This window comes from Pseudomonas wuhanensis, from assembly GCF_030687395.1.
Taxonomy (GTDB): domain Bacteria; phylum Pseudomonadota; class Gammaproteobacteria; order Pseudomonadales; family Pseudomonadaceae; genus Aquipseudomonas; species Aquipseudomonas wuhanensis.
In genome coordinates, this window is record NZ_CP117430.1 from 3,441,460 (window position 1) to 3,459,701 (window position 18,242).

The 18,242-nt window shown below is 58.2% G+C and carries 14 protein-coding genes; 8 read left to right on the top strand and 6 right to left on the bottom strand.

The genetic code is table 11. The annotated features are described in order from the left end of the window. The first annotated feature begins 168 nt into the window (after nt 1-168). Both PSH88_RS15735 and PSH88_RS15740 read left to right on the top strand, forming a co-directional pair. The gene (locus PSH88_RS15735) at nt 169-1,644 is read left to right on the top strand and encodes a nucleobase:cation symporter-2 family protein (protein WP_305421427.1); all 1,476 of its coding nucleotides are present in this window, start codon (nt 169-171) and stop codon (nt 1,642-1,644) included. 55 nt (nt 1,645-1,699) lie between these two features. After that, entirely contained in the window at nt 1,700-2,167 is a 468-nt protein-coding gene (locus PSH88_RS15740) for an LEA/WHy family protein (protein WP_305421428.1), read from the top strand. A gap of 13 nt (nt 2,168-2,180) precedes the next feature. Here PSH88_RS15740 and PSH88_RS15745 read toward each other — a convergent pair whose 3' ends face one another. Beyond that, the gene (locus PSH88_RS15745; RefSeq protein WP_305421429.1) at nt 2,181-3,743 is read right to left on the bottom strand and encodes an alkaline phosphatase D family protein; all 1,563 of its coding nucleotides are present in this window, start codon (nt 3,741-3,743) and stop codon (nt 2,181-2,183) included. 103 nt (nt 3,744-3,846) lie between these two features. On the opposite strand from PSH88_RS15745, the gene PSH88_RS15750 reads away from it, so the two are divergent. Further along, a complete protein-coding gene (locus tag PSH88_RS15750; RefSeq protein WP_305421430.1) occupies nt 3,847-4,392 on the top strand; it encodes a GNAT family N-acetyltransferase in 546 nt (181 codons plus the stop codon). 97 nt (nt 4,393-4,489) lie between these two features. On the opposite strand, the gene PSH88_RS15755 is transcribed toward PSH88_RS15750, so the two are convergent. Then, entirely contained in the window at nt 4,490-5,413 is a 924-nt protein-coding gene (locus PSH88_RS15755) for a carbon-nitrogen hydrolase family protein (protein WP_305421431.1), read from the bottom strand. A gap of 85 nt (nt 5,414-5,498) precedes the next feature. Between PSH88_RS15755 and PSH88_RS15760 the strand changes: the two genes are divergently transcribed. Then, nucleotides 5,499-6,413 carry a LysR family transcriptional regulator gene (locus PSH88_RS15760; RefSeq protein ID WP_305421432.1) on the top strand — a complete coding sequence of 305 codons (915 nt, stop codon included), beginning with the start codon at nt 5,499-5,501 and terminating at the stop codon, nt 6,411-6,413. A 41-nt stretch (nt 6,414-6,454) separates the two neighbouring features. Here the strand turns inward: PSH88_RS15760 and PSH88_RS15765 are convergent, their stop codons facing one another. Further along, on the bottom strand, nt 6,455-6,706 hold the full coding sequence (locus PSH88_RS15765) for a hypothetical protein (RefSeq protein ID WP_007897387.1): 252 nt from the start codon (nt 6,704-6,706) through the stop codon (nt 6,455-6,457). 164 nt (nt 6,707-6,870) lie between these two features. Between PSH88_RS15765 and PSH88_RS15770 the strand changes: the two genes are divergently transcribed. Next, nucleotides 6,871-7,188: an ElaB/YgaM/YqjD family protein gene (locus PSH88_RS15770; protein WP_305421433.1), complete on the top strand. Its 318-nt coding sequence runs from the start codon at nt 6,871-6,873 to the stop codon at nt 7,186-7,188. A gap of 133 nt (nt 7,189-7,321) precedes the next feature. On the opposite strand, the gene PSH88_RS15775 is transcribed toward PSH88_RS15770, so the two are convergent. Beyond that, nucleotides 7,322-8,362 (bottom strand): Ldh family oxidoreductase, encoded by a 1,041-nt coding sequence (locus tag PSH88_RS15775; RefSeq protein WP_305421434.1) that lies wholly within the window; start codon nt 8,360-8,362, stop codon nt 7,322-7,324. A gap of 267 nt (nt 8,363-8,629) precedes the next feature. On the opposite strand from PSH88_RS15775, the gene PSH88_RS15780 reads away from it, so the two are divergent. Both PSH88_RS15780 and PSH88_RS15785 read left to right on the top strand, forming a co-directional pair. After that, the gene (locus PSH88_RS15780) at nt 8,630-13,450 is read left to right on the top strand and encodes a dermonecrotic toxin domain-containing protein (protein ID WP_305421435.1); all 4,821 of its coding nucleotides are present in this window, start codon (nt 8,630-8,632) and stop codon (nt 13,448-13,450) included. A gap of 251 nt (nt 13,451-13,701) precedes the next feature. Then, the gene (locus tag PSH88_RS15785) at nt 13,702-14,703 is read left to right on the top strand and encodes a FecR family protein (protein ID WP_305421436.1); all 1,002 of its coding nucleotides are present in this window, start codon (nt 13,702-13,704) and stop codon (nt 14,701-14,703) included. A gap of 55 nt (nt 14,704-14,758) precedes the next feature. Here the strand turns inward: PSH88_RS15785 and pvdQ are convergent, their stop codons facing one another. Next, on the bottom strand, nt 14,759-17,104 hold the full coding sequence (pvdQ, locus tag PSH88_RS15790; RefSeq protein WP_305421437.1) for a bifunctional acylase PvdQ: 2,346 nt from the start codon (nt 17,102-17,104) through the stop codon (nt 14,759-14,761). A gap of 233 nt (nt 17,105-17,337) precedes the next feature. Between pvdQ and PSH88_RS15795 the strand changes: the two genes are divergently transcribed. Further along, the gene (locus PSH88_RS15795; RefSeq protein ID WP_305421438.1) at nt 17,338-17,739 is read left to right on the top strand and encodes a fe2+ zn2+ uptake regulation protein; all 402 of its coding nucleotides are present in this window, start codon (nt 17,338-17,340) and stop codon (nt 17,737-17,739) included. Here the strand turns inward: PSH88_RS15795 and PSH88_RS15800 are convergent. Further along, nucleotides 17,729-17,917, bottom strand: a complete 189-nt coding sequence (locus PSH88_RS15800) for a hypothetical protein (protein ID WP_305421439.1) — start codon at nt 17,915-17,917, stop codon at nt 17,729-17,731. The genes PSH88_RS15795 and PSH88_RS15800 overlap by 11 nt on opposite strands. Nucleotides 17,918-18,242 lie beyond the last annotated feature (325 nt).

Sequence of the window (18,242 nt, forward strand, 5' to 3'; positions counted from 1 at the left end):
GCGTGTGCCGGGTTTGCGACTGCTGCGCAGCCGAGCGGGAGCAAGCTCCCTCGCCACAGGTTTTGTGTATGCCCCTCTGTACCGTTTAGCGTTGCCCTCGCTGCTCGCGGCTGGCATCCTGCGCCTCCATTTTCTGACCCGGCCCCGCCTTTCGGCACGCAAACCACCATGACCGCCTCTGAAAAAGCCCCTGCCCCACGCCACAACGACCTGATTTACGGCCTCGACGATCGCCCCCATCTGACCGCCACGGTCTTCGCCGCCCTGCAACACGTGCTGGCAAGTTTCGTCGGCATCATTACCCCGACGCTGATCATGGGCAGCGCCCTGGGCCTGCAAAGTGAAGTGCCTTACCTCATCAGCATGGCACTGTTCGTTTCGGGGCTGGGCACGTTTGTGCAGGCGCGACGGTTCGGCCCGGTCGGCTCCGGCCTGTTGTGCCTGCAAGGCACCAGCTTCTCGTTTATCAGCGTGATTCTCAGCGCCGGGTTCATGGTCAAAGCACGTGGCGGCGGCACCGATGAAATCCTCTCGACGATTTTCGGCGTGTGCTTTTTCGCCGCGTTCATCGAGGTGGTGCTGAGCCAGTTCATCGGCAAGCTGCGGATGCTGATCACCCCGGTGGTAACCGGCACCATCATCACCCTCATGGGCCTGTCGCTGATCAAGGTCGCCATGACCGACATCGCCGGCGGTTTCGGTGCGACGGATCTCGGCGCCGCCAGCCATCTGGCGCTGGCGGCACTGGTGCTGGGAACCATCGTGGTGTTGAACCGGGTGGATGTGCCGTTCCTGCGCCTGGGCGCGATCGTCATCGGCCTGGCCCTCGGTTACGCGGTCGCCTGGTTCATGGGCCAGGTCGATTTCGCCAGCCTGCCCGCCGTGCCGCTGATGAGTGTGCCCGTACCGTTCAAGTACGGTTTCTCCTTCGATTGGGTCGCGTTCGTGCCGGTGGCGGTGATTTTCCTGGTGTCGCCCCTGGAAGCCGCCGGTGACCTGACCGCCAATTCGATGATTTCCCGGCAGCCAGTCAAAGGCCCCCTTTATATCCGCCGGATTAAATCCGGCCTGCTGGCCGACGGTCTCAATTCGGCGATGGCGGCGGTGTTCAACAGCATGCCGATGGTGACCTTCGCCCAGAACAATGGGGTGATTCAGCTCACTGGTGTGGCCAGCCGTTATGTGGCGTTTTTCATCGCCGGCCTGTTGGTGGTGCTGGGGTTGTTCCCGATGATCGGCGCGGTGCTGCAACTGATGCCGAAACCGGTGCTCGGCGGCGCTGAACTGGTGATGTTCGGCACCGTGGCAGTGGCCGGGATCAAGATTCTCGCCGAGGCCGGCCTGCATCGACGCAACATGCTGATCGTGGCGATTTCCCTCGGCATGGGCCTGGGCGTCGCGGCAGTGCCTGACGTATTGCGCGAGTTGCCGAAGGCGCTGCACAACATCTTCGAATCACCGATCACTGTCGGTGCGTTGTGCGCTATCGTGCTGAATATCTTCTTGCCCGAAGAGTTCATCGAGCTGGAAGAAGACGAGTTCGATCCGGAAGCCTCGGTGCTTCAGGTGATGCAGAACCCGGATGTTGCGGCCAAGGGTGAACCCGTGCCTCCCGTGGTTGTCGCACAGTTGAACCGTCCGTAATGCTCGAAGGCCGAGCCATGCACGGTTCGGCCTTTTACTTTACGAGAGCCTGTCCATGCGCAGATTAATTGCCCTGTCCCTCCTGCTGCTCTCTCTCAGTGCATGTGCCCTGTTTCCCAGTCGCGACCCGCTGAACATCAACGTGGTCGGTATCGAGCCGCTGCCAAGCCAGGAACTGGAAGTGCGTTTTGCGGTAAAACTGCGCGTGCAAAACCCCAATGAAACGGCAATCGACTACAACGGCGTGGCGCTGAATCTGGAAGTGAATGGCCGACAACTTGCCTCCGGCGTCAGCGACCAATCGGGCTCGATCCCCCGTTTCTCCGAAGCGGTGGTAGTGGTGCCGGTGAGCATTTCGGCGTTCACCGTGCTGCGTCAGACCCTCGGCCTGAGTCAGACACAAACACTGGATAATCTGCCGTACGTGCTTCGGGGCAAATTGGCTGGCGGCGCGTTCGGCACTATGCGTTTTGTCGATCGCGGCAAACTCAGCCTGCCGGGTTCTACCTCCGGGACCTGGTAACGTTCATCGGCCGCTACATAACGGGGTCGATCACCTGCGTCACACAATGCTTGAGCCCTTCTATGTGCCAGTTGGCCCATAGCCGGGTTTTGCCGTTGCTGCCTTCATCAGGCTCTATCGCCAGCCAGTTTCGAGCAGCAATCAGGTAACGCCCCCTTGCGCCGATGGGCAACATGGTTCCGGTGATGGCGTAGTCGATCTGCTCCTGGTTCCCGCCGATGGACTCCAGAAAGTGCACCGCCAGGGCCGGTGGCGAAGGATGGACGACGCCGGTGGAAATCAATTGATAGATCTTCCCTGATCCGTCGCTGCCATGCCGGGCCAACTTCGATTCGATTACGCAGACCCCAGCCACATGAACATCGCCGGACACCAGCGTGACCTTGCATGATTCGGCATTGGCAAAATCCAGCAGGCGCATGATCAGCCGCTTGCGTTCGTCCCGGTGGGGCAGGCTTCGCCAGTGGTCGCGCAAATCGTCCTCGAGCTCCTGCTGCCCCGAAAGCAGATCCAACGCCTTTTCGGCAGATTGCAAGTCAAGGTAACCCACGGGAATACTCGACATCAGCAGCAGGTGCTTATGCGCCTTGACCTTGCCTAGCCAAGCGTAGATCGCATCCCAACTGACTGGCGAAATGACCCGAGTTTGTTGAACCCGTGGGGCCGTCAAATCCGGCGCACGTTCGCTGCGCAGGTCGGGAACCAGCAATGCCAACTCGCCCAGACCGGTGAACCCCAGGTGAAAGCCGTCAGCGGTGTCGGGAATCGCGCAGGGATGAGTATCAGCGGAAGGCTTGAGGTGAGGATGAGTCTGGATCAGTTGCTGCTGGAAAATCCTGAAATAGCGTTTGGCCATGGCAAACAGCCCCTGAAACACCGGACTCGAATGCAGTATCTCGTCGTAGGAGCCCCAGCCATCGATGATGTCATGGTCATCCCACATCATCACCGTCGGGATGACGCTGAACACTTTCGCCACCTCAGGCTGTTTCCAGCGTTCCAGGTAGAGCCGGGTGAAAAACCTATCCAGATCGGCTTCGATCACCTTACTGTAGACCGCCTTTTTACGGTCGGCGAAGGGTTTGGCGAACCATGTTTTCATGGACGACACATTGCTGCGCATGTCGTCGCTGTAAACCTGATCGCCCCCCATCAACAGCAGGTGATAAGGCTCGCCTTGATGAACGCCCCACATGTGCTCCCAGCGCTCGTTATTCCTGTCCACCTTCTCCATATCCTTGGGGTCCGAGAAGCCGTTGCACGACACATACGCGATGCGCGGCGTCTGGCCCTCGGCAGGAACGACGAAATTGGTCTCCGTACCCTCTATCTTGATCGTGTAGGTAATGGCAACGCTCTGGTCTTGCACCGCTTTGAAATCGATGCGCCAGACGCGGTACTGAGGGTTGAGCAACGGGATATCGGCGGTGGCCAACGGTTTGCCGGCGGTGACACCGCTGGGTACTTTTACGCTGGGCGATAACCCGCCCAAAGGTAAAACCACTAGAGCAGACACGTTATAGACATTACTGTTGATACCACGAAATTGCAGAATCGGGCCTAGTAACAAACTCATGGGTAGTCCATCCATTGACAGGGGTGTGAACGCCTAAAGATTAGACGACAATCGATGCTGCGCATGAAGCGCATCGCCCGCCCGTACAAGGAAGTCACCCACGATGCACCCTGCTCCAACGCTCTACACCGAACGACTGATTTTGCACCCGCTGGAACTGGCCGATGCCGAGGCCATCCAGCAACAATTCCCTCACTGGGACGTGGTGCGTTATCTGAATGTCCTGGTGCCGTGGCCTTATCCCGCCGATGGCGCGATGACTTACCTGCGTGATATTGCCCTGCCGGCGATGGCCCGTGACGAAGAATGGCACTGGTCGATCCGCCTGAAGTCAGCGCCCGATCAACTGATTGGTAATGTCAGCCTGATGAATGAACAGGACAATAACCGCGGCTTCTGGCTGGCCCCGCAATGGCAAGGACAGGGGTTGATGGGTGAAGCCAGTGCAGCGGTGACCGAGTACTGGTTCGAAACACTCGGCCGGCCGTTGCTGCGCGTGCCGAAAGCGGCGCCGAATATCGGCTCGCGCAAACTCTCGGAACGTACTGGCATGCGCTTGATACACATCGAAGAGGGCGACTTCGTCAGCGGGCGATTCCCGAAGGAACTGTGGGAGATCACCCGTGAAGAGTGGCTTCAACTGCGCTGAAGATCCAATGTGTGTGGGGCTTGCTCGCGAAGAGGGCGTGTCAGTCGACATTAATATCAGCTGACACACCGCCTTCGCGAGCAAGCCCACACATTTGTTATGCGTTGAACCGCACACCCGGCTTGGCCCGCTCATCCACCGTCAACTCAAACACGTCCGGGCGCGCGTAGTGCCCGACCACGTCGTAGTCGTAACGGGCGCGGATCAGGTCGGCGGTGTCGATTTCGGCGGTGAGCAAACCCGCCTCGTCGCGCAGCGGTCCGGCGAGAATGTCGCCCATGGGCCCAACAATCACGCTGCCGCCAGCAATCAACGGACGCTGCGCCGGCCAGTTGGCGATTTCCACGCCCAAGGCTTGCGGTGAGGCCTGGACCTGACAGGCACTGACCACAAAGCAGCGTCCTTCATGGGCGATGTGGCGCATGCTGACTTGCCACATTTCCCGCTCGTCCACCGTCGGCGCGCACCAGACCTCCACGCCTTTGGCGTACATCGCGGTGCGCAGCAGCGGCATCATGTTTTCCCAGCACACCACCGCGCCAATCCGCCCGACCTGGCTGTCGATCACCGGCAAGGTCGAGCCATCGCCCTTGCCCCAGATCAGTCGTTCGGTGCCGGTGGGCATCAGTTTGCGGTGCTTGGCGACCAGCCCGGCCTGCGGATCGAAATACAGCGCGGTGCAATATAAGGTGCTGCCCGTGCGCTCGATCACGCCGATCACCAGGTTGGCGCCAGTGCGCGAGGACAATCCGGCCAGGGCTTCTGTCTCGGCACCGGGCACGTCGATGGCGTTGTCGAAATACCGCGCAAACGCTTCCCGCCCCTCTGGCAGTCGATAGCCCAATTGCGTGCCGAAGCCCTCGCCTTTGGGGTAGCCGCCGAGCAATGCCTCCGGCATGACCACCAGTGCCGCACCGGATTCGATAATGGCGGTTTCCCAGGAGAGGATTTGATCGAGGGTGTCGGCCTTGCCGCCGGGCAACGCGCCGATTTGCAGCGCAGCAACGATGGACTTGGGCATCGTGGTAACTCCGTCAGTAATGAGGTGTTGCTCATTCTGCGGCGCCACAGGATCATGAATAAAGCCCGACTCACTGCTGAATGATATGAACCAAATGAATATCGCGACCGTCGATCTCAACTTGCTCAAAGTCTTCGAAGCCCTGCATGAAGAGTCCAGCGCCAGCCGTGCCGCGCTGCGTCTGGGCGTGACGCAATCGGCGGTCAGCGCGGCGTTGCGTCGATTGCGTGAGGTGTATGGCGATCAGTTGTTCGTGCGCACGGGTCGAGGCCTTGCGCCGACGCTCAAGGCCAACCAGTTGAAACCGGTGGTCAGTGATGCGCTGAATAAATGCCGCCAGAGCCTGGCGATGGTCGATCCGGCTGCGCATCAATACGACGGGCGCTCGGTGACGGTGGGTTTGTCGGATGATTTCGAAATTGCCTACGGGCGACGATTGATTGAAGAAATCGCTGATCGCGCGCCGAAACTGCGATTGATCTTTCGCCAGACCCATAGCCAGATCGTCGCCCGGGCCTTGATGGAACGCAGCATCGATCTGGCGATCACGGCAGGCGGGTTTGCCGAGCGTTTGCTCAGTCGTCAGGTGCTGGGTGAAGGCGATTATCGGTGTCTGGTGGATCCCCTCAGTCTGGCCGAAGGACAAGAGACTCTCAGCCTTGAGGCGTTCGTCGCCCGCGAGCACATTCTGGTGTCATCGGGCGGTTTTATCGGGATTACCGATGAAGGCCTGGCAGCGTTGGGGCTGAGTCGGCGGGTCTGCGCGTCGACCACGCATTTTGCGGCGTTGCCGTATCTGCTCAAGGGCAGCCAGGCGGTGGCGACTATTCCAGCCCATGCGGCTCGAAGTATCGCCGCGCTCAGCGGACTGGCGTTGCTGCCCTGCCCTTTGGCGCTGCCACGCTACCCGATCGAACTGGGCTGGCGCACCAGCACGCAGCTCGATCCGGTGGTGCTGAAAGTGCGCGAGGCGATTATCGCGACCTTTTCCCATCTGTAGGCGCTGGCGCAGGCAATTTCGAAACTGTCCGTGCTGGAAGCCTATTTAGCGGCCATCAGGCGATTGACTTCACTGCGCACCATGTTCGCGAATTCCGGCGGCGACATGCCGTCGAGTTCGGCGCGGACCCACTCGGCCCATTTGCCTTTGCGCTTGGCACGCTCACCGAACAACCGTGCGGCTTCGCCCTTGGATTTACCCAGGTTGTTTTGCCAGAGTTCGAACAGACGGGATTTTTCATCTTCCAGCGCCGCGCGCTCGGCAAGGGGTTTGTCGGCCAGATTGAAGCTCATGGGAATTACCTGCTGCGTAAAATAGGCGACATCTTACACTGTAGAAAGAAATGTCCTGCCCTGGATTTTTTTTCAGGGTGGAGTCGCCACGCAAAATTGTGCAACTTTTGCCATGGCGCCAGACTCCATTGTTCACTGCCTTTTCACCTGCAAGGAGTACTCCAATGGCCCGCAAAATCATCGATCAAGTCGCCGAGGATCAAATCAAGGATCAGGTCTTCAGCGAACTTCAGGCCCTGATCGAAGAGTCGGAAAAACTGCTGAAGAGTAGTGCTTCACTGGTCGGTGAAGAAGCGGACACCCTTCGTGGTCAAATCGCCCAGAAACTCCAGCAGGCCCGGGGTTCAGTCTCCAGTATGCGTGACCGGACCAAGCCCGCAGTCGAGGCCAGCGAAATCTACATCGGGGGTCATCCCTGGCAAACCGTAGCCATCTCCGCCGGATTCGGTTTGGTGGTGGGGCTGTTGTTGGGCCGGCGTTAAGCCATTGAGCAACAGTACGGAACCTGTGGGAGCGGGCTTGCTCGCGAAGGCGGCGGTACAGTCAACATTGATGTTGCCTGACACACCGCTTTCGCGAGCAAGCCCGCTCCCACATTAGGGATTGCGGTGGACCTCAGAGCCCTGCCAGCTCTCGCAGATTCGCCAGCGTCTGAGCGTCGAGCGCAATGCCTTCGGCCTTGGCTTTGGCACGCTGCCGGTGACGTCGATCACCCGGTAACCGCTTGAGCCCCACGCCGTGCATCTGCCGGACCAGCTCCTGACTGCGCTCGGCAAAGTTCTGTCCCGCCGATTTGCTCGGGTCGATCACGATCAGCAGTTGACCGGTCCAGGGTGTTTTCGCCCCCGGATGGTTCGACCAGTCGAACTCGAAAGAGAAATGGCCTCCGGTCAACGCCGCCGCCAGCAACTCGACCATCATCGACAACGCCGAGCCCTTATGCCCGCCAAACGGCAGCAACGCGCCGCCTTCAAGGATCGCTTTCGGGTCCTGGGTCGGCTGGCCGAGGCTGTCCACCCCAATGCCCGCCGGCAAACGCTCGCCTTTACGGGCAGCGATCTGTACGTCGCCATGAGCGATAGCGCTGGTCGCCAGGTCGAAGACAATCGGATCACCGTTGGCCCTGGGCGCGGCGAAGGCAATCGGGTTGGTCCCGAACAGAGGACGATCGGCACCGTGCGGCACGACGCAGGTCATGCTGTTGACCACGCTCAGTGCCACCAGCCCTTCATCGGCAAACGGCTCGACGTCTGGCCACAAGGCGGCGAAATGGTGGGAATTACGAATGGCCAGCACCGCAATGCCGGCACTGCGGGCTTTTTCCACCAACAATGACCGCGCGGCCGCGAGGGCCGGTTGGGCAAAACCATTAGCGGCGTCGACCCGGACGAAACCGGAGGCCACGTCCTCGACCACCGGCACCGCCTGACCATTGACCCAACCGCTTTGTAATGTCGACACATAACCGGGAATGCGGAACACACCGTGGCTGTGTGCACCGTCGCGCTCGGCGCCGGCACAATTGAGGGCCAGGGTTTTGGCGACATCGGCTGAGGTGCCGTGGCGCAGGAAGATCTGCTCGAGCAACGCCGTCAGCGCTTCGAAGGACAGGTTTTGCGAAACCGCAGTAGAGACATGATCGTGTGGCGCAGACATCTGAAGCTCCAGAGTAATTATTGGAGGGGGCAACAGCGTACGAAAACCAACCGATTAACAACGGGCGACCAGCAGCCTGTCAACCTTTCGCTTGAACCGGTGCACCTGATCAGAACCGATTGAGCCGAAAAGCTGCTTTGGCGCCTGTTTGCACGAACATCGGGTGGCCGTGCGGTAACTATCTACCACCTTCGACTCACCCGCGACTTTTAGTCTTGAGCCTCAATCCACAGGCGCACCCCGCAGCGCCCTGAACGAGACTCGACAATGCCCACACCTCCCGCCCCACTGTTTTTCCCCGAGGCCCTGCGCGCTCCCAGCCACTGGAATGATCTGGGTAAAACCCATGGGCTGACGCGCAAGGATTTCGAATGGCTCAGTCATCTGGAACTGGCCAGCCAAAGATTACGCAGTCAACAGACCCCATCGATGTTCGCCGAAAAAATTCTGCTCAAGTCGGACGCTCTGGGCCCCATTCCCTTGGCCGGCAGCTTCGTGCTCAGCCTCACTCCGGATGACAAAGGGGAGATTCTCTACACCCCGTACGCCGGCATAAAGAAGTTCGACAGCCGCGCAGCCTTGACCGAACAGCTTAAACGTCAGCTGGACAACGCGACCGAGGACCACGACCTGCTGGCCTTCATGTCGTTGTCTGCGCGTAAAACGCTGGCGGCCGCACCCCGTATTCAAGTGAGCTTTCAGGCCATCGAGGGCGACGTATTCGAAGACCAGCGCACCGTCATCGCCAATAACCAGCGAATGAACGAGCAGGCCATGCTGGACGAGTTGATCAAGCTGCCGACGCTCACCTCGCTCCTCACTACGCTGCTTGATGAGTTGCTGCAGTCGCCATTCCCGGGCGTTGATCAACGCCAGACCCGACTCAACTTTTACTCCGTTGCACCGCCCCATGACGGTAACCAGGAAAGTGCCCCGAGCCGCCGCTGGATCAACTCCATGTCCTTGAGTGACGCCGTGCTGTCGTACTACCGCCATCAGCGATGGCCGAGCGGGCAGCTTCACGAGTTTTCTCATCCGGAAAAAGCGCCGGCGAGCACCGACCAGCGCCACTGGGAAACCGCTGTAAAGACCGCCTCCAGCAAACTGATAAGCCTGCTGTCCGGGAAACTGCAGCACTACTGGGACACGGCAGCGGCCGACGGCGCACTCCGTCGCGACTTTTTCAGCCGGGCCATCCGGGAGAAGGCGCGCGCAGAGTTCCTGATCAAACGCGAAGCCGACATCATCAACCCTGAACAGAGCCAGGCCTTGCACCAGCTGATTCAGCCGACAGCCGGCACGTCCTCGACACTCAGCCTTGAAACCGTGCGTCTTTGGGAACACGAGGCCAACTATGTAGAGCTGGCGGGGTCGCTGATGATCAGTCATTCCTCGTCCAATGCCTTCCTCTACACCCCCACTCAGGGCCTTCAAGTTCTGAAAGACGATCAAGATCTCAAAGACACCTTGCTGAGAAAATTCAGCGCGGTCGGTCACGAAGACGAGCTCTACGGTCTCCTGAATCTGGACGAACGGAATCGGTTCATCGGTTTCAACCACCCACAGGTCTGCGGCGAGGTGATTTCGGGGTCGGTATTCAAAAAGCTGTTTGAGGCGATCATTACCAAGCAACTGCAAAACATGGAATACGTTCTGCAGGTTTACCGCCACAGCGACGGCACCGTGGACCTCCATGCCCTGTTCGACAAGGCACTGGATATACGCTCAATGATCAGCGATCAATTGCTGACGCTCAATGTTCAGGAACGCTGGACTACCCGGCCAGTGTTGTCTGGCAACCAACTGCCGTCCATGGTGCTGGCAGACAAGACAGCGGCTTTGGTAAAAACCTTCAGCGCTGTCGAATCGCTGATCAGCACGGAGTTCGCCTCCCAGCCAATCGCCTCTCTGGCGCTACAGAGCGTTTATCTGGACAAACTGAAACCCCGGCTGGCCCACGCATTTTCCGTGGGTTTGCGCGGCGAAGCCAGCCTGCGGGTACTCAACGCAACGCTGCGGGGTAGCGACCGCGCCATTGTCGATACGGTGCTCAATCCAGATCAACCGGATCGAAAAACGCGCATTGCCCTCAATGGTTTCAAGCCTGATGCCTATTCACTGATTCTTGAGCGTACCGGGCAGAGAAATGTTCTCCCCCTGGCCCATTGCGTACTGTTGACCGAACGTGGCGGGCTCGATGTCCGGCATTCGGGCCGGGCGATTCTGTGGACGCCTGCGGCCGGGCTGGAAGTTTTTGCGACGATCAACAGCGCAACGACGGAACTGAACCGGCGTCTGCTCGACGCCAACAAACGTCTGGAACTGCTGGAAAACCTCAGCCCGGCCCAACGCACATTCAACCAGCGCTACAAGCTCAACTCCTTGCGACTGATTGAAGGCCATGTGTTGCAGCACCTTGCGCAATCCTCCATTGACCACTTCCTGGCCCGTTGCGAACACCTGCGCAGCCTGAAGCTGGACGGTGCGCAGCAGATCAAAGCGTTGAAAAAAATGACGCAAAGGGTTATCGACACCAACTTGCAAAGAGCCACGTTGATCTCGCAGGCAATCACCCGACAACAATCCTTGCCTGCGTGGCTCGGCATGGCCCCTGTCGAAGAACAGCAGTTGCACATCGAACTGCTGGAGCAATACTGCAACAGCGTCACCGACGACAAAGACTACTTGCACGGGATCCAGCCCCTGACGTCCTATGTGCATGACCGATTGGTATCGTTGATTGGCAGCCGATTCCCTGGAACGCAACTGAACCCCGATCACATCAGAATCACGCCAAACCTGGCCCTGGCCGGGCCGTCGCGTAGCTTGACCGAATTTGCCCTGAACCCTATCAACGCGGCTCAAGGCACCGGGTTCAAGATTGCCTCGACAACTTCTCAAGCCCTTCCCGTGCACCTGAATCAGGACACCGTGCGCCAGCTTGTGCAATCACTGAATATCCAGAGCGATTATGCAAAGCGCGTGACAGATGCATTGACTAAGGCCGGCACCGATGCCGACAGTCGAATGCAACGTTTTATTCAGCAACTACCCTGGCAACTGCTGCAACACGCTCATGCGCTGAAACTGCAGCAACGTCTTTCCGGCAGCGCCTTTGATTTGATCTGGCAGGTTCTCGACATGCCGGACGCGATCGCCCGCGCGGCGGTAGCAGGTGCCCACGCCATCGTCAGGCCGCTGGAAATGATCAAGACCGCAGGTGCCGCAGCGGTCAAAACCCTGGGCCTGTACCTGATCGGTCCTGGTGCCGGACATGCCGGGCCGCAAATCCTCTATGCGCCTTACCACGCAGGCCCCATATTCTCCGAATTCGAGAACGAGGCCAGCGTTATCTCAGCGATTAATACACCAGGGCTACTTCAGGAATTGATGATTCGCAGGCTTCCCGAGGCTGAACAGTCTTCATTCAGCAACTTGCTCAAGTCCACCGTCGGGCAACAGAGCGAGATCACCCTCGCCTCCGCCCCCATCAGCGGCAACCTGCTTGCACAGTTGTTCCGCGATAACGTCAGCCTTCTTTCGAACATCCTCGGCTGCCACTCCGAAATCACCGGCCAGGCAGAATGGGAAGCCGCCAAAAACTTGTTCAGCTCTGGTATCAGACTGATTTCGGGCCTGTTGCCGGGCAAACTCTCCCATGTGCTGTTTCTGTGGCAAAGCTACAAAGACTTCAAAGACTCCGCCGAAGCGCTGCAGGATCATCACTGGAAACAGGCATTGCAGACGTTTATTGCCGGTGCCGCGCAATTGGTGTCGTTGGGACGGTTGTCACTGGAGGAGTCTCTCGAGTCGGCGCCGGCAATGGCCACCACGCCACCTGTTGCTCAGCCGTTGGTTGTCCCGCAATGGTCGCAAGTAAAACCGACAGCACCAACGCGCACGGTTTTACAGCCTTTTGAGACCACTGCTGTGGCGTTGAAAGATCTGACCAGGCGCACGACTGATGGCACTTATCTGGAGGCGACCAGCCAACGAACCTACGCACCGGTCGACGGAAAGGTATACCGCGTCGCCAAAACCGGGGCGATCTGGCGAATGATCAACGACCAACAACAGGGGCCCGCGTTACTGACAGCGCCTGGCAAGCAATGGGTGATCGATCCGGACTCACATACGATTCACTACGGCAAAGCCCTGTCGAAAATGCACAACCAATATGTTTCCAATGGCGTAATCAACAGCGTGCTGAATATCGAAGCACGGGGAATGGAAGACATTCGGAGAAAACACCCGGAAAAAGCACGCATGATCGTGCAAGCCATAGACCTGGCTCGCTACTACGCGTTCAACAGTCTGCATAACCTGGTGCAACTCAGACACCTGAAGCCGGGGACGCGGCTGGATACCTTTCTTAAAGCCTTTTTTGATGCTGACAATCTCGATTCCAATATTCTCGACAAAATCAAAAAAGTCATCGTTCCTATCTGCAAGGCCCTGGTGGACCCAAACGAGGATTTGTTGAATACCGATCGTTTTGTGGTCGGTTCAAACACAGACTGGCTCGACAGTACGATCGCTTTTGTTGTGAATGACGATGCTCAGAGACGTGTGCATTTCACTGAGAGGTTTTTTGACCCGAAACTCGACTGGTACGAGTATTGTCTGACTGAGCCTTTCGACGTTGACGACCATTCCCGGGCCGCGACCCTGATTCATGAGTTTTCCCATCTTTTTTCAAAAACCGTGGATATTGCGACGGTTGAGGCAAGGCGTCCGTTCACCGACCTCATCGCCACCGTCACCGGTTTCGGTGTGGTAATCAAACAGACGCAGCAGGACTTCCAGCGAAAAGCATTGTCCCTGGCCACCCCGAGAGAAGAACTGTTTACGCGCTGGAACGAACAAATCCAGGCATGGATCAGTCTGGACTCGATTGAGGGGTTGGAGCATGTGGGTAAGGACATCCTCACAACGACGGGCTGCACGACGATGGATGAAGCTCGCAACGCCTTCCTCAATCCACGAAATGCGAATCTGCGCATCGACACCATTTTGCGCAACGCCGACTCGGTCGCTCGCTTGATATGTGAAATGGGCCGACAACTGGATCCGGTGCCAGTCCCATAACGGTTTGACTTGAAGCACATAAAATCAGGCGCAGGTCACCCGATCTGCACCTGCTTTTCTCGTCCGGGTCAGAGTTCAGTCCTGCTGACCTTGACCATTTTTTCACTCCATCTGTGGATACTGCCTGACGACGCCCTGTTTTTCAGGGGATGCGGGTGAAAAATAAGTTGCACTTTGATGGGCAATTGCCATGACGGTTGTTCTCGCAGACTTCCCCTCAAGGTTAGAATGCGGGAAATCAGGATGAGTCAATGACCGACCACACTCTCTCTCAAGCTCAATACGACGCCATCACCGATGCCGCTGCGCACTGGTGCATGCGTTTGCATGCAATCGACTGCACGGCCGAAGAGCGTCAGGCATTCGAGCAATGGCGTGATGCCCATCCTCTGCACGCCTTCGAGTACGAAGCCATGTTGGAGATCTGGGAGGTTGCGGGCGATTTGCCTCGTCCCGAGTCTCCCGCGCCGACTGTTCGCGGCAAACCGACAATGCCTTGGCGCACTTTCGGCATTGCAGCCACCGTCTGCGCCTTGGCGTTGCCGCTAGCGGCCTATACCGGATGGAACCTGGGTTGGCTGCCCAATGCCTACCAGCATTTCGAGGCGACCGATAATGTTCGTCAGGTCACGCTGGGCGACGGCAGTCAGGTGGAGCTGAACCTGGGCAGTGAACTGACGTTCAGCAATTACAAGGACCAGCGTCGTGTCACGCTGAAAAAAGGCGAAGCCTTCTTCAGCGTCAGTCATGACCTGCAGCATCCATTCATCGTCAGGGCAGCCGATGGCAGGATTCGCGTCACCGGCACCCAATTCAACGTCTGGATGTATGAAGACCAGGTACGCGTGAACCTGATCGAAGGTTCTGTGCTGGTGACCAGCAACGGTACCCTGCCCGGTGAGGGTCTGCGTCTCGAGCCTGCCATGCAGGCGCGTTACCGGCACGGCGACTTTTCGCCGCAAATCAGCCAGACCTCCACCAATGACCATTCGCTGGCGTGGCGCAGCGGCAAACTGGTGCTCGATGATCTGACGCTGACCGACGCCCTGCCCTTGATCAATCGTTATTTGAACAAGCCAGTCATGATCGCGGACCACAGTACCGGCTCGATACGCCTCGGCGGTATCTACAACATCAAAGAGCTCAATAACCTGGTGGCTTCGTTGCCCAAGGTGCTGCCGGTCTATCTGACCCGCAACAAGGACGGCAATCCGGTCCTCAATTCGATCCCGCAACAAGCCCCAAAAAGCTGAAGGCCGCCACCCTTGCGGGGTGCGGCCTTCACTTTTGATTCAAACGCTCTTGCGACTACTGCGCGGCGATTTTCCCTGCTTTTTCATCCTGTTCGCGAATCGTCTGAGCCTGGTACTGCGGATCAGAGGTGATCTGCTGTTCGGTAAATGGCAACACACTCAACTGTTTCTTCGAAAAGGCCAGTGTCTGGTCCCGGGAATACTTCGACGCCGGGTCACTGGACAATGAGAATGCCAGTAAGCCCTGAGCCTGAGGCCCCTTGTCATCGAACGTCACCACCTGCAAATAGCTGGTGCCACTGACGACTTCGCGCTTGCCGTCGGTTCTCGGCACACTTTGGATCGCGTTATACACACCCAGCGTACCCGGCCCGCCGTGGATCGGCGTTTGCTGCCCGCCACTGCTGACCACCTGGATATCGCCCCAGCGGCTATCGGCTTTCAGGCCAAGGGATTTTACCTGTTCGACCGAAGCCAGCATCGCCGCCCGAATCGCTTTGGCGACGTCTGGCCGTTCAATTGCCAGGCCACGCGGTGTGTGTTGCGGATCTTTCGGGTCGAACGCCACACGCCAGATATCAGGGATTTGCTGTAACGGCACCATGACATTCTGAAAATGGACAAAGCCCAGTCCACTGTCCAGATTCACACGGCGATCCCAGGCCTTGAGGCTGGCACATAGCGGCATAAGCGTCGGCGCATCGGTACCGAGATCTGCGGCACAGAATTGCAGCAGATCCGGCATCACTTGGGCCGCCTGATACACCTGATCGTCCATCACCATGTGTTGCAGATCGGCCGCAGCGACAGGGCCGGCCTTGCTCAAGGTGCCCAGACGCGCCAGTGCGAAGCGCGAACGCAGCCCCAATGGCTGATTGTCCTGACTGATCAACGGCGAGAAACCGGTGAGCGGTTGCGCCGGGTTGGCCATCCAGGCCGAATCATTGGAATGCTGCACAAAGTCTTTGCGCAACAGTTGCGGCAACTTGTCTGCCGCATAGATACCTTTTTGCGCAGCCAACGGGTCGATATCCCAGGCGCAAGCGCTGTTGGAGCCGTCGAGCAGGATCATCTGTAACCCGGCCCGCGGATCGCTGCACTTGGCCAGTTTGTCGGCACTGACGTTCGGCACCACCGACAGGTTCATGTAAAGCGTCTGCCCCTGATCGTCCACCGCCAGGGTATTGACCCACGGAATCCCCTGAATCCTGTGCACCGATGCCTGCAAATCCTTAAGGTTGGCGGCACGGTTCATCGCATACCACTGTTGCAAAACCCGGTCGTTATCCAGATTGGCATCGCGCAGGCTGTAGGCGAACTGGTTGTCCCAGTCCAGTTTTCCGGGCCATTGCACAATCGGACCGAATTGCGAGCTATAGACCACATGGGAAATCTGCCGGGTCTGGCCATCGGGTTGCTTCACGTTCACCGTCAGCGTCTGCTTTTTCATCGGCAAGGACTTGCCATCCAGCAGGTAACGGGTCGGGTCCTTGGGATCGAGTTGCAGGCGATACAGGGTAAAGTGCTTGGACGAATCCACGGTGTGGGTCCATGCCAGGTGTTGGTTGAAACCAATATTGATCATGGGCAGGCCGGGCAACGCGGCGCCCATGACATCCAGCTTGCCCGGAATGGTCAGGTGCATCTGATAGAAACGCATCCCGCCCACCCACGGAAAGTGCGGATTGGCCAGCAACATCCCGCGACCGTTGAACGAACGCTCGCTGCCGACCGCCACGGCGTTACTGCCTCGATCCAGGGCGAAGCGTTGCATGCGTGAGGCCGCCAGTTGAAAAGACGCGGGCTCGCCCGCCACATGGGCAACGGTTTTCGGCGGGGTAGCGCCGGCCAACGCTTCGGCAAACTGCCCCACACCGCCTTCGACCAGCAGACGTCGGGTCAACTTGACCAGGTCCTGCGCAGTCAACGCGCGCACCCATTCACCCTGGCACTGCTGCGGCAAACCGTGCGCCCGACGTTCTGTCAGCGAACGGTTGTAACCCGCCACATAACCTTCGATGAGTTCGCGGACTTCAGGTGTTTGCGCCTGCCAGAAAGCGGCGACAGCCTGGGGGGTGTTCAGCCAGTTGAAAAACAGATCGCTGGCCAGGTTCCCGCGCTCTTCGACGGTAAACTGGTCCGGGCCGAAATACCGGGAGCGCTCGCCATTGACAGTGACAATCTCATTGGCCAGCAAGCACAGATTGTCCTGAGCGTAGGCATAGCCAATGCCATAGCCCAGGCCTCGCTCGTTGTCGGCCCGAATATGCGGCACACCGAAACTGGTTCGACGAATCTCGGCAGTCGCCTGCTCTGGCTGGTTGCGCGCATTTGCCGCAAGACTCAGCCCTAGAAACACACCCGCAAGGCTCAACCTGGTTAACTGCCTGGAAATAATCACGCTCGCTCCTGATCGAAAAGACGTATGACACGCAATGCGCCTCCCCTTTAAACGAAGCAAACCGCAAAAATTTAGGCCCTTGAGGGCGTCCCCACGCCCGGCTCACGGGCCGCTGACGTAACGTCGACAAATTTTCTACATGCGGGTCTTCATTATTTGCCTGGCTCGTTCGTCTTATTGATTGAGAGCACCCATCACTTTTTCCTGATCAGGCTCTGAAAAGGAGTTTTTGCATGTACAACCCGCAACTGCCAACGGACGGTAGCCATGCGCCAAAAGCCAGCACCCTGGGCTCCGGCGTTTTCAATCAACAAGCCGAACGCCACGGCAACGAACGGATCAGGTTTTTGCTCAAGAGTTTTGGCCTGCGTACCAGCCTGATTCGCCTGAAAGTCATCGACGCCTTGCTGACCGCCGCCGAAAACGACCGCAGCCTGGGCGTGCGGGGCGTGCACAGCCACTTGCTGGACCTGGACATTCCCCTGTCCTTTCTCAGCGTCCGGGAAGTGTTGAAACGCTTGTGCGGTGAAGGCGTGATCACCCTCAATCCGGACAAAAGCTACAGCCTGCATCCACAGGCTGCTGCTGTCCTTTTTAGCGAGCAATCCAGCCAAGAGGCGTCGCTCAAGGCTTGACCTTGCGACGCATTACGCCATTGATCACCACCACGAGCACTGCCACGCCAATGGCGATGTACTGGAATAACTGCTCTGTGATCATCCCTGCATTTTGCAGCCAGGAAAGGCCGAACATGATCCCCAGTACCACCAGGGAAATCAGAATCGAATATTTCAAACGTTGCGACTGGGTCATTGCGGGTTCCTGAACCAAAAAATGTATCCGGTTTGTATCCGATCGCATGCAAAGCCCCGGCGCTTGCGCGGGAATGAGGGCTGCAATCGGGAACTCATGTTACAGCCGATGAAGCATTTTGACTTCATTGCGGCGATCACCATGGGGATTTTGAAATGCTCCGTCAAATCACGCCGCTGATTCCCCTGCTCGCTCTACGGTGACTATCAGCATCGATAGCGTGAAATCGTTTCCTCGACGACTGAATGGCCGACTATTCACTCATAGTGATGAAGTATTTATCCTACAAACCCCGTACAAATGCCTGCTCCATAGCGGGTACTTT

Excerpts from the sequence above, each read along its gene's own strand:
- PSH88_RS15770 (WP_305421433.1), top strand. The coding sequence starts at position 6,871 with ATGGCCCGCAAAATCATCGATCAAGTCGCCGAGGATCAAATCAAGGAT.
- PSH88_RS15745 (WP_305421429.1), bottom strand. The coding sequence starts at position 3,743 with ATGAGTTTGTTACTAGGCCCGATTCTGCAATTTCGTGGTATCAACAGT.
- PSH88_RS15785 (WP_305421436.1), top strand. The coding sequence starts at position 13,702 with ATGACCGACCACACTCTCTCTCAAGCTCAATACGACGCCATCACCGAT.
- PSH88_RS15755 (WP_305421431.1), bottom strand. The coding sequence starts at position 5,413 with ATGCCCAAGTCCATCGTTGCTGCGCTGCAAATCGGCGCGTTGCCCGGC.
- PSH88_RS15735 (WP_305421427.1), top strand. The coding sequence starts at position 169 with ATGACCGCCTCTGAAAAAGCCCCTGCCCCACGCCACAACGACCTGATT.
- PSH88_RS15750 (WP_305421430.1), top strand. The coding sequence starts at position 3,847 with ATGCACCCTGCTCCAACGCTCTACACCGAACGACTGATTTTGCACCCG.
- PSH88_RS15780 (WP_305421435.1), top strand. The coding sequence starts at position 8,630 with ATGCCCACACCTCCCGCCCCACTGTTTTTCCCCGAGGCCCTGCGCGCT.
- PSH88_RS15765 (WP_007897387.1), bottom strand. The coding sequence starts at position 6,706 with ATGAGCTTCAATCTGGCCGACAAACCCCTTGCCGAGCGCGCGGCGCTG.
- PSH88_RS15760 (WP_305421432.1), top strand. The coding sequence starts at position 5,499 with ATGAACCAAATGAATATCGCGACCGTCGATCTCAACTTGCTCAAAGTC.
- PSH88_RS15775 (WP_305421434.1), bottom strand. The coding sequence starts at position 8,362 with ATGTCTGCGCCACACGATCATGTCTCTACTGCGGTTTCGCAAAACCTG.
- PSH88_RS15795 (WP_305421438.1), top strand. The coding sequence starts at position 17,338 with ATGTACAACCCGCAACTGCCAACGGACGGTAGCCATGCGCCAAAAGCC.
- PSH88_RS15800 (WP_305421439.1), bottom strand. The coding sequence starts at position 17,917 with ATGACCCAGTCGCAACGTTTGAAATATTCGATTCTGATTTCCCTGGTG.
- PSH88_RS15740 (WP_305421428.1), top strand. The coding sequence starts at position 1,700 with ATGCGCAGATTAATTGCCCTGTCCCTCCTGCTGCTCTCTCTCAGTGCA.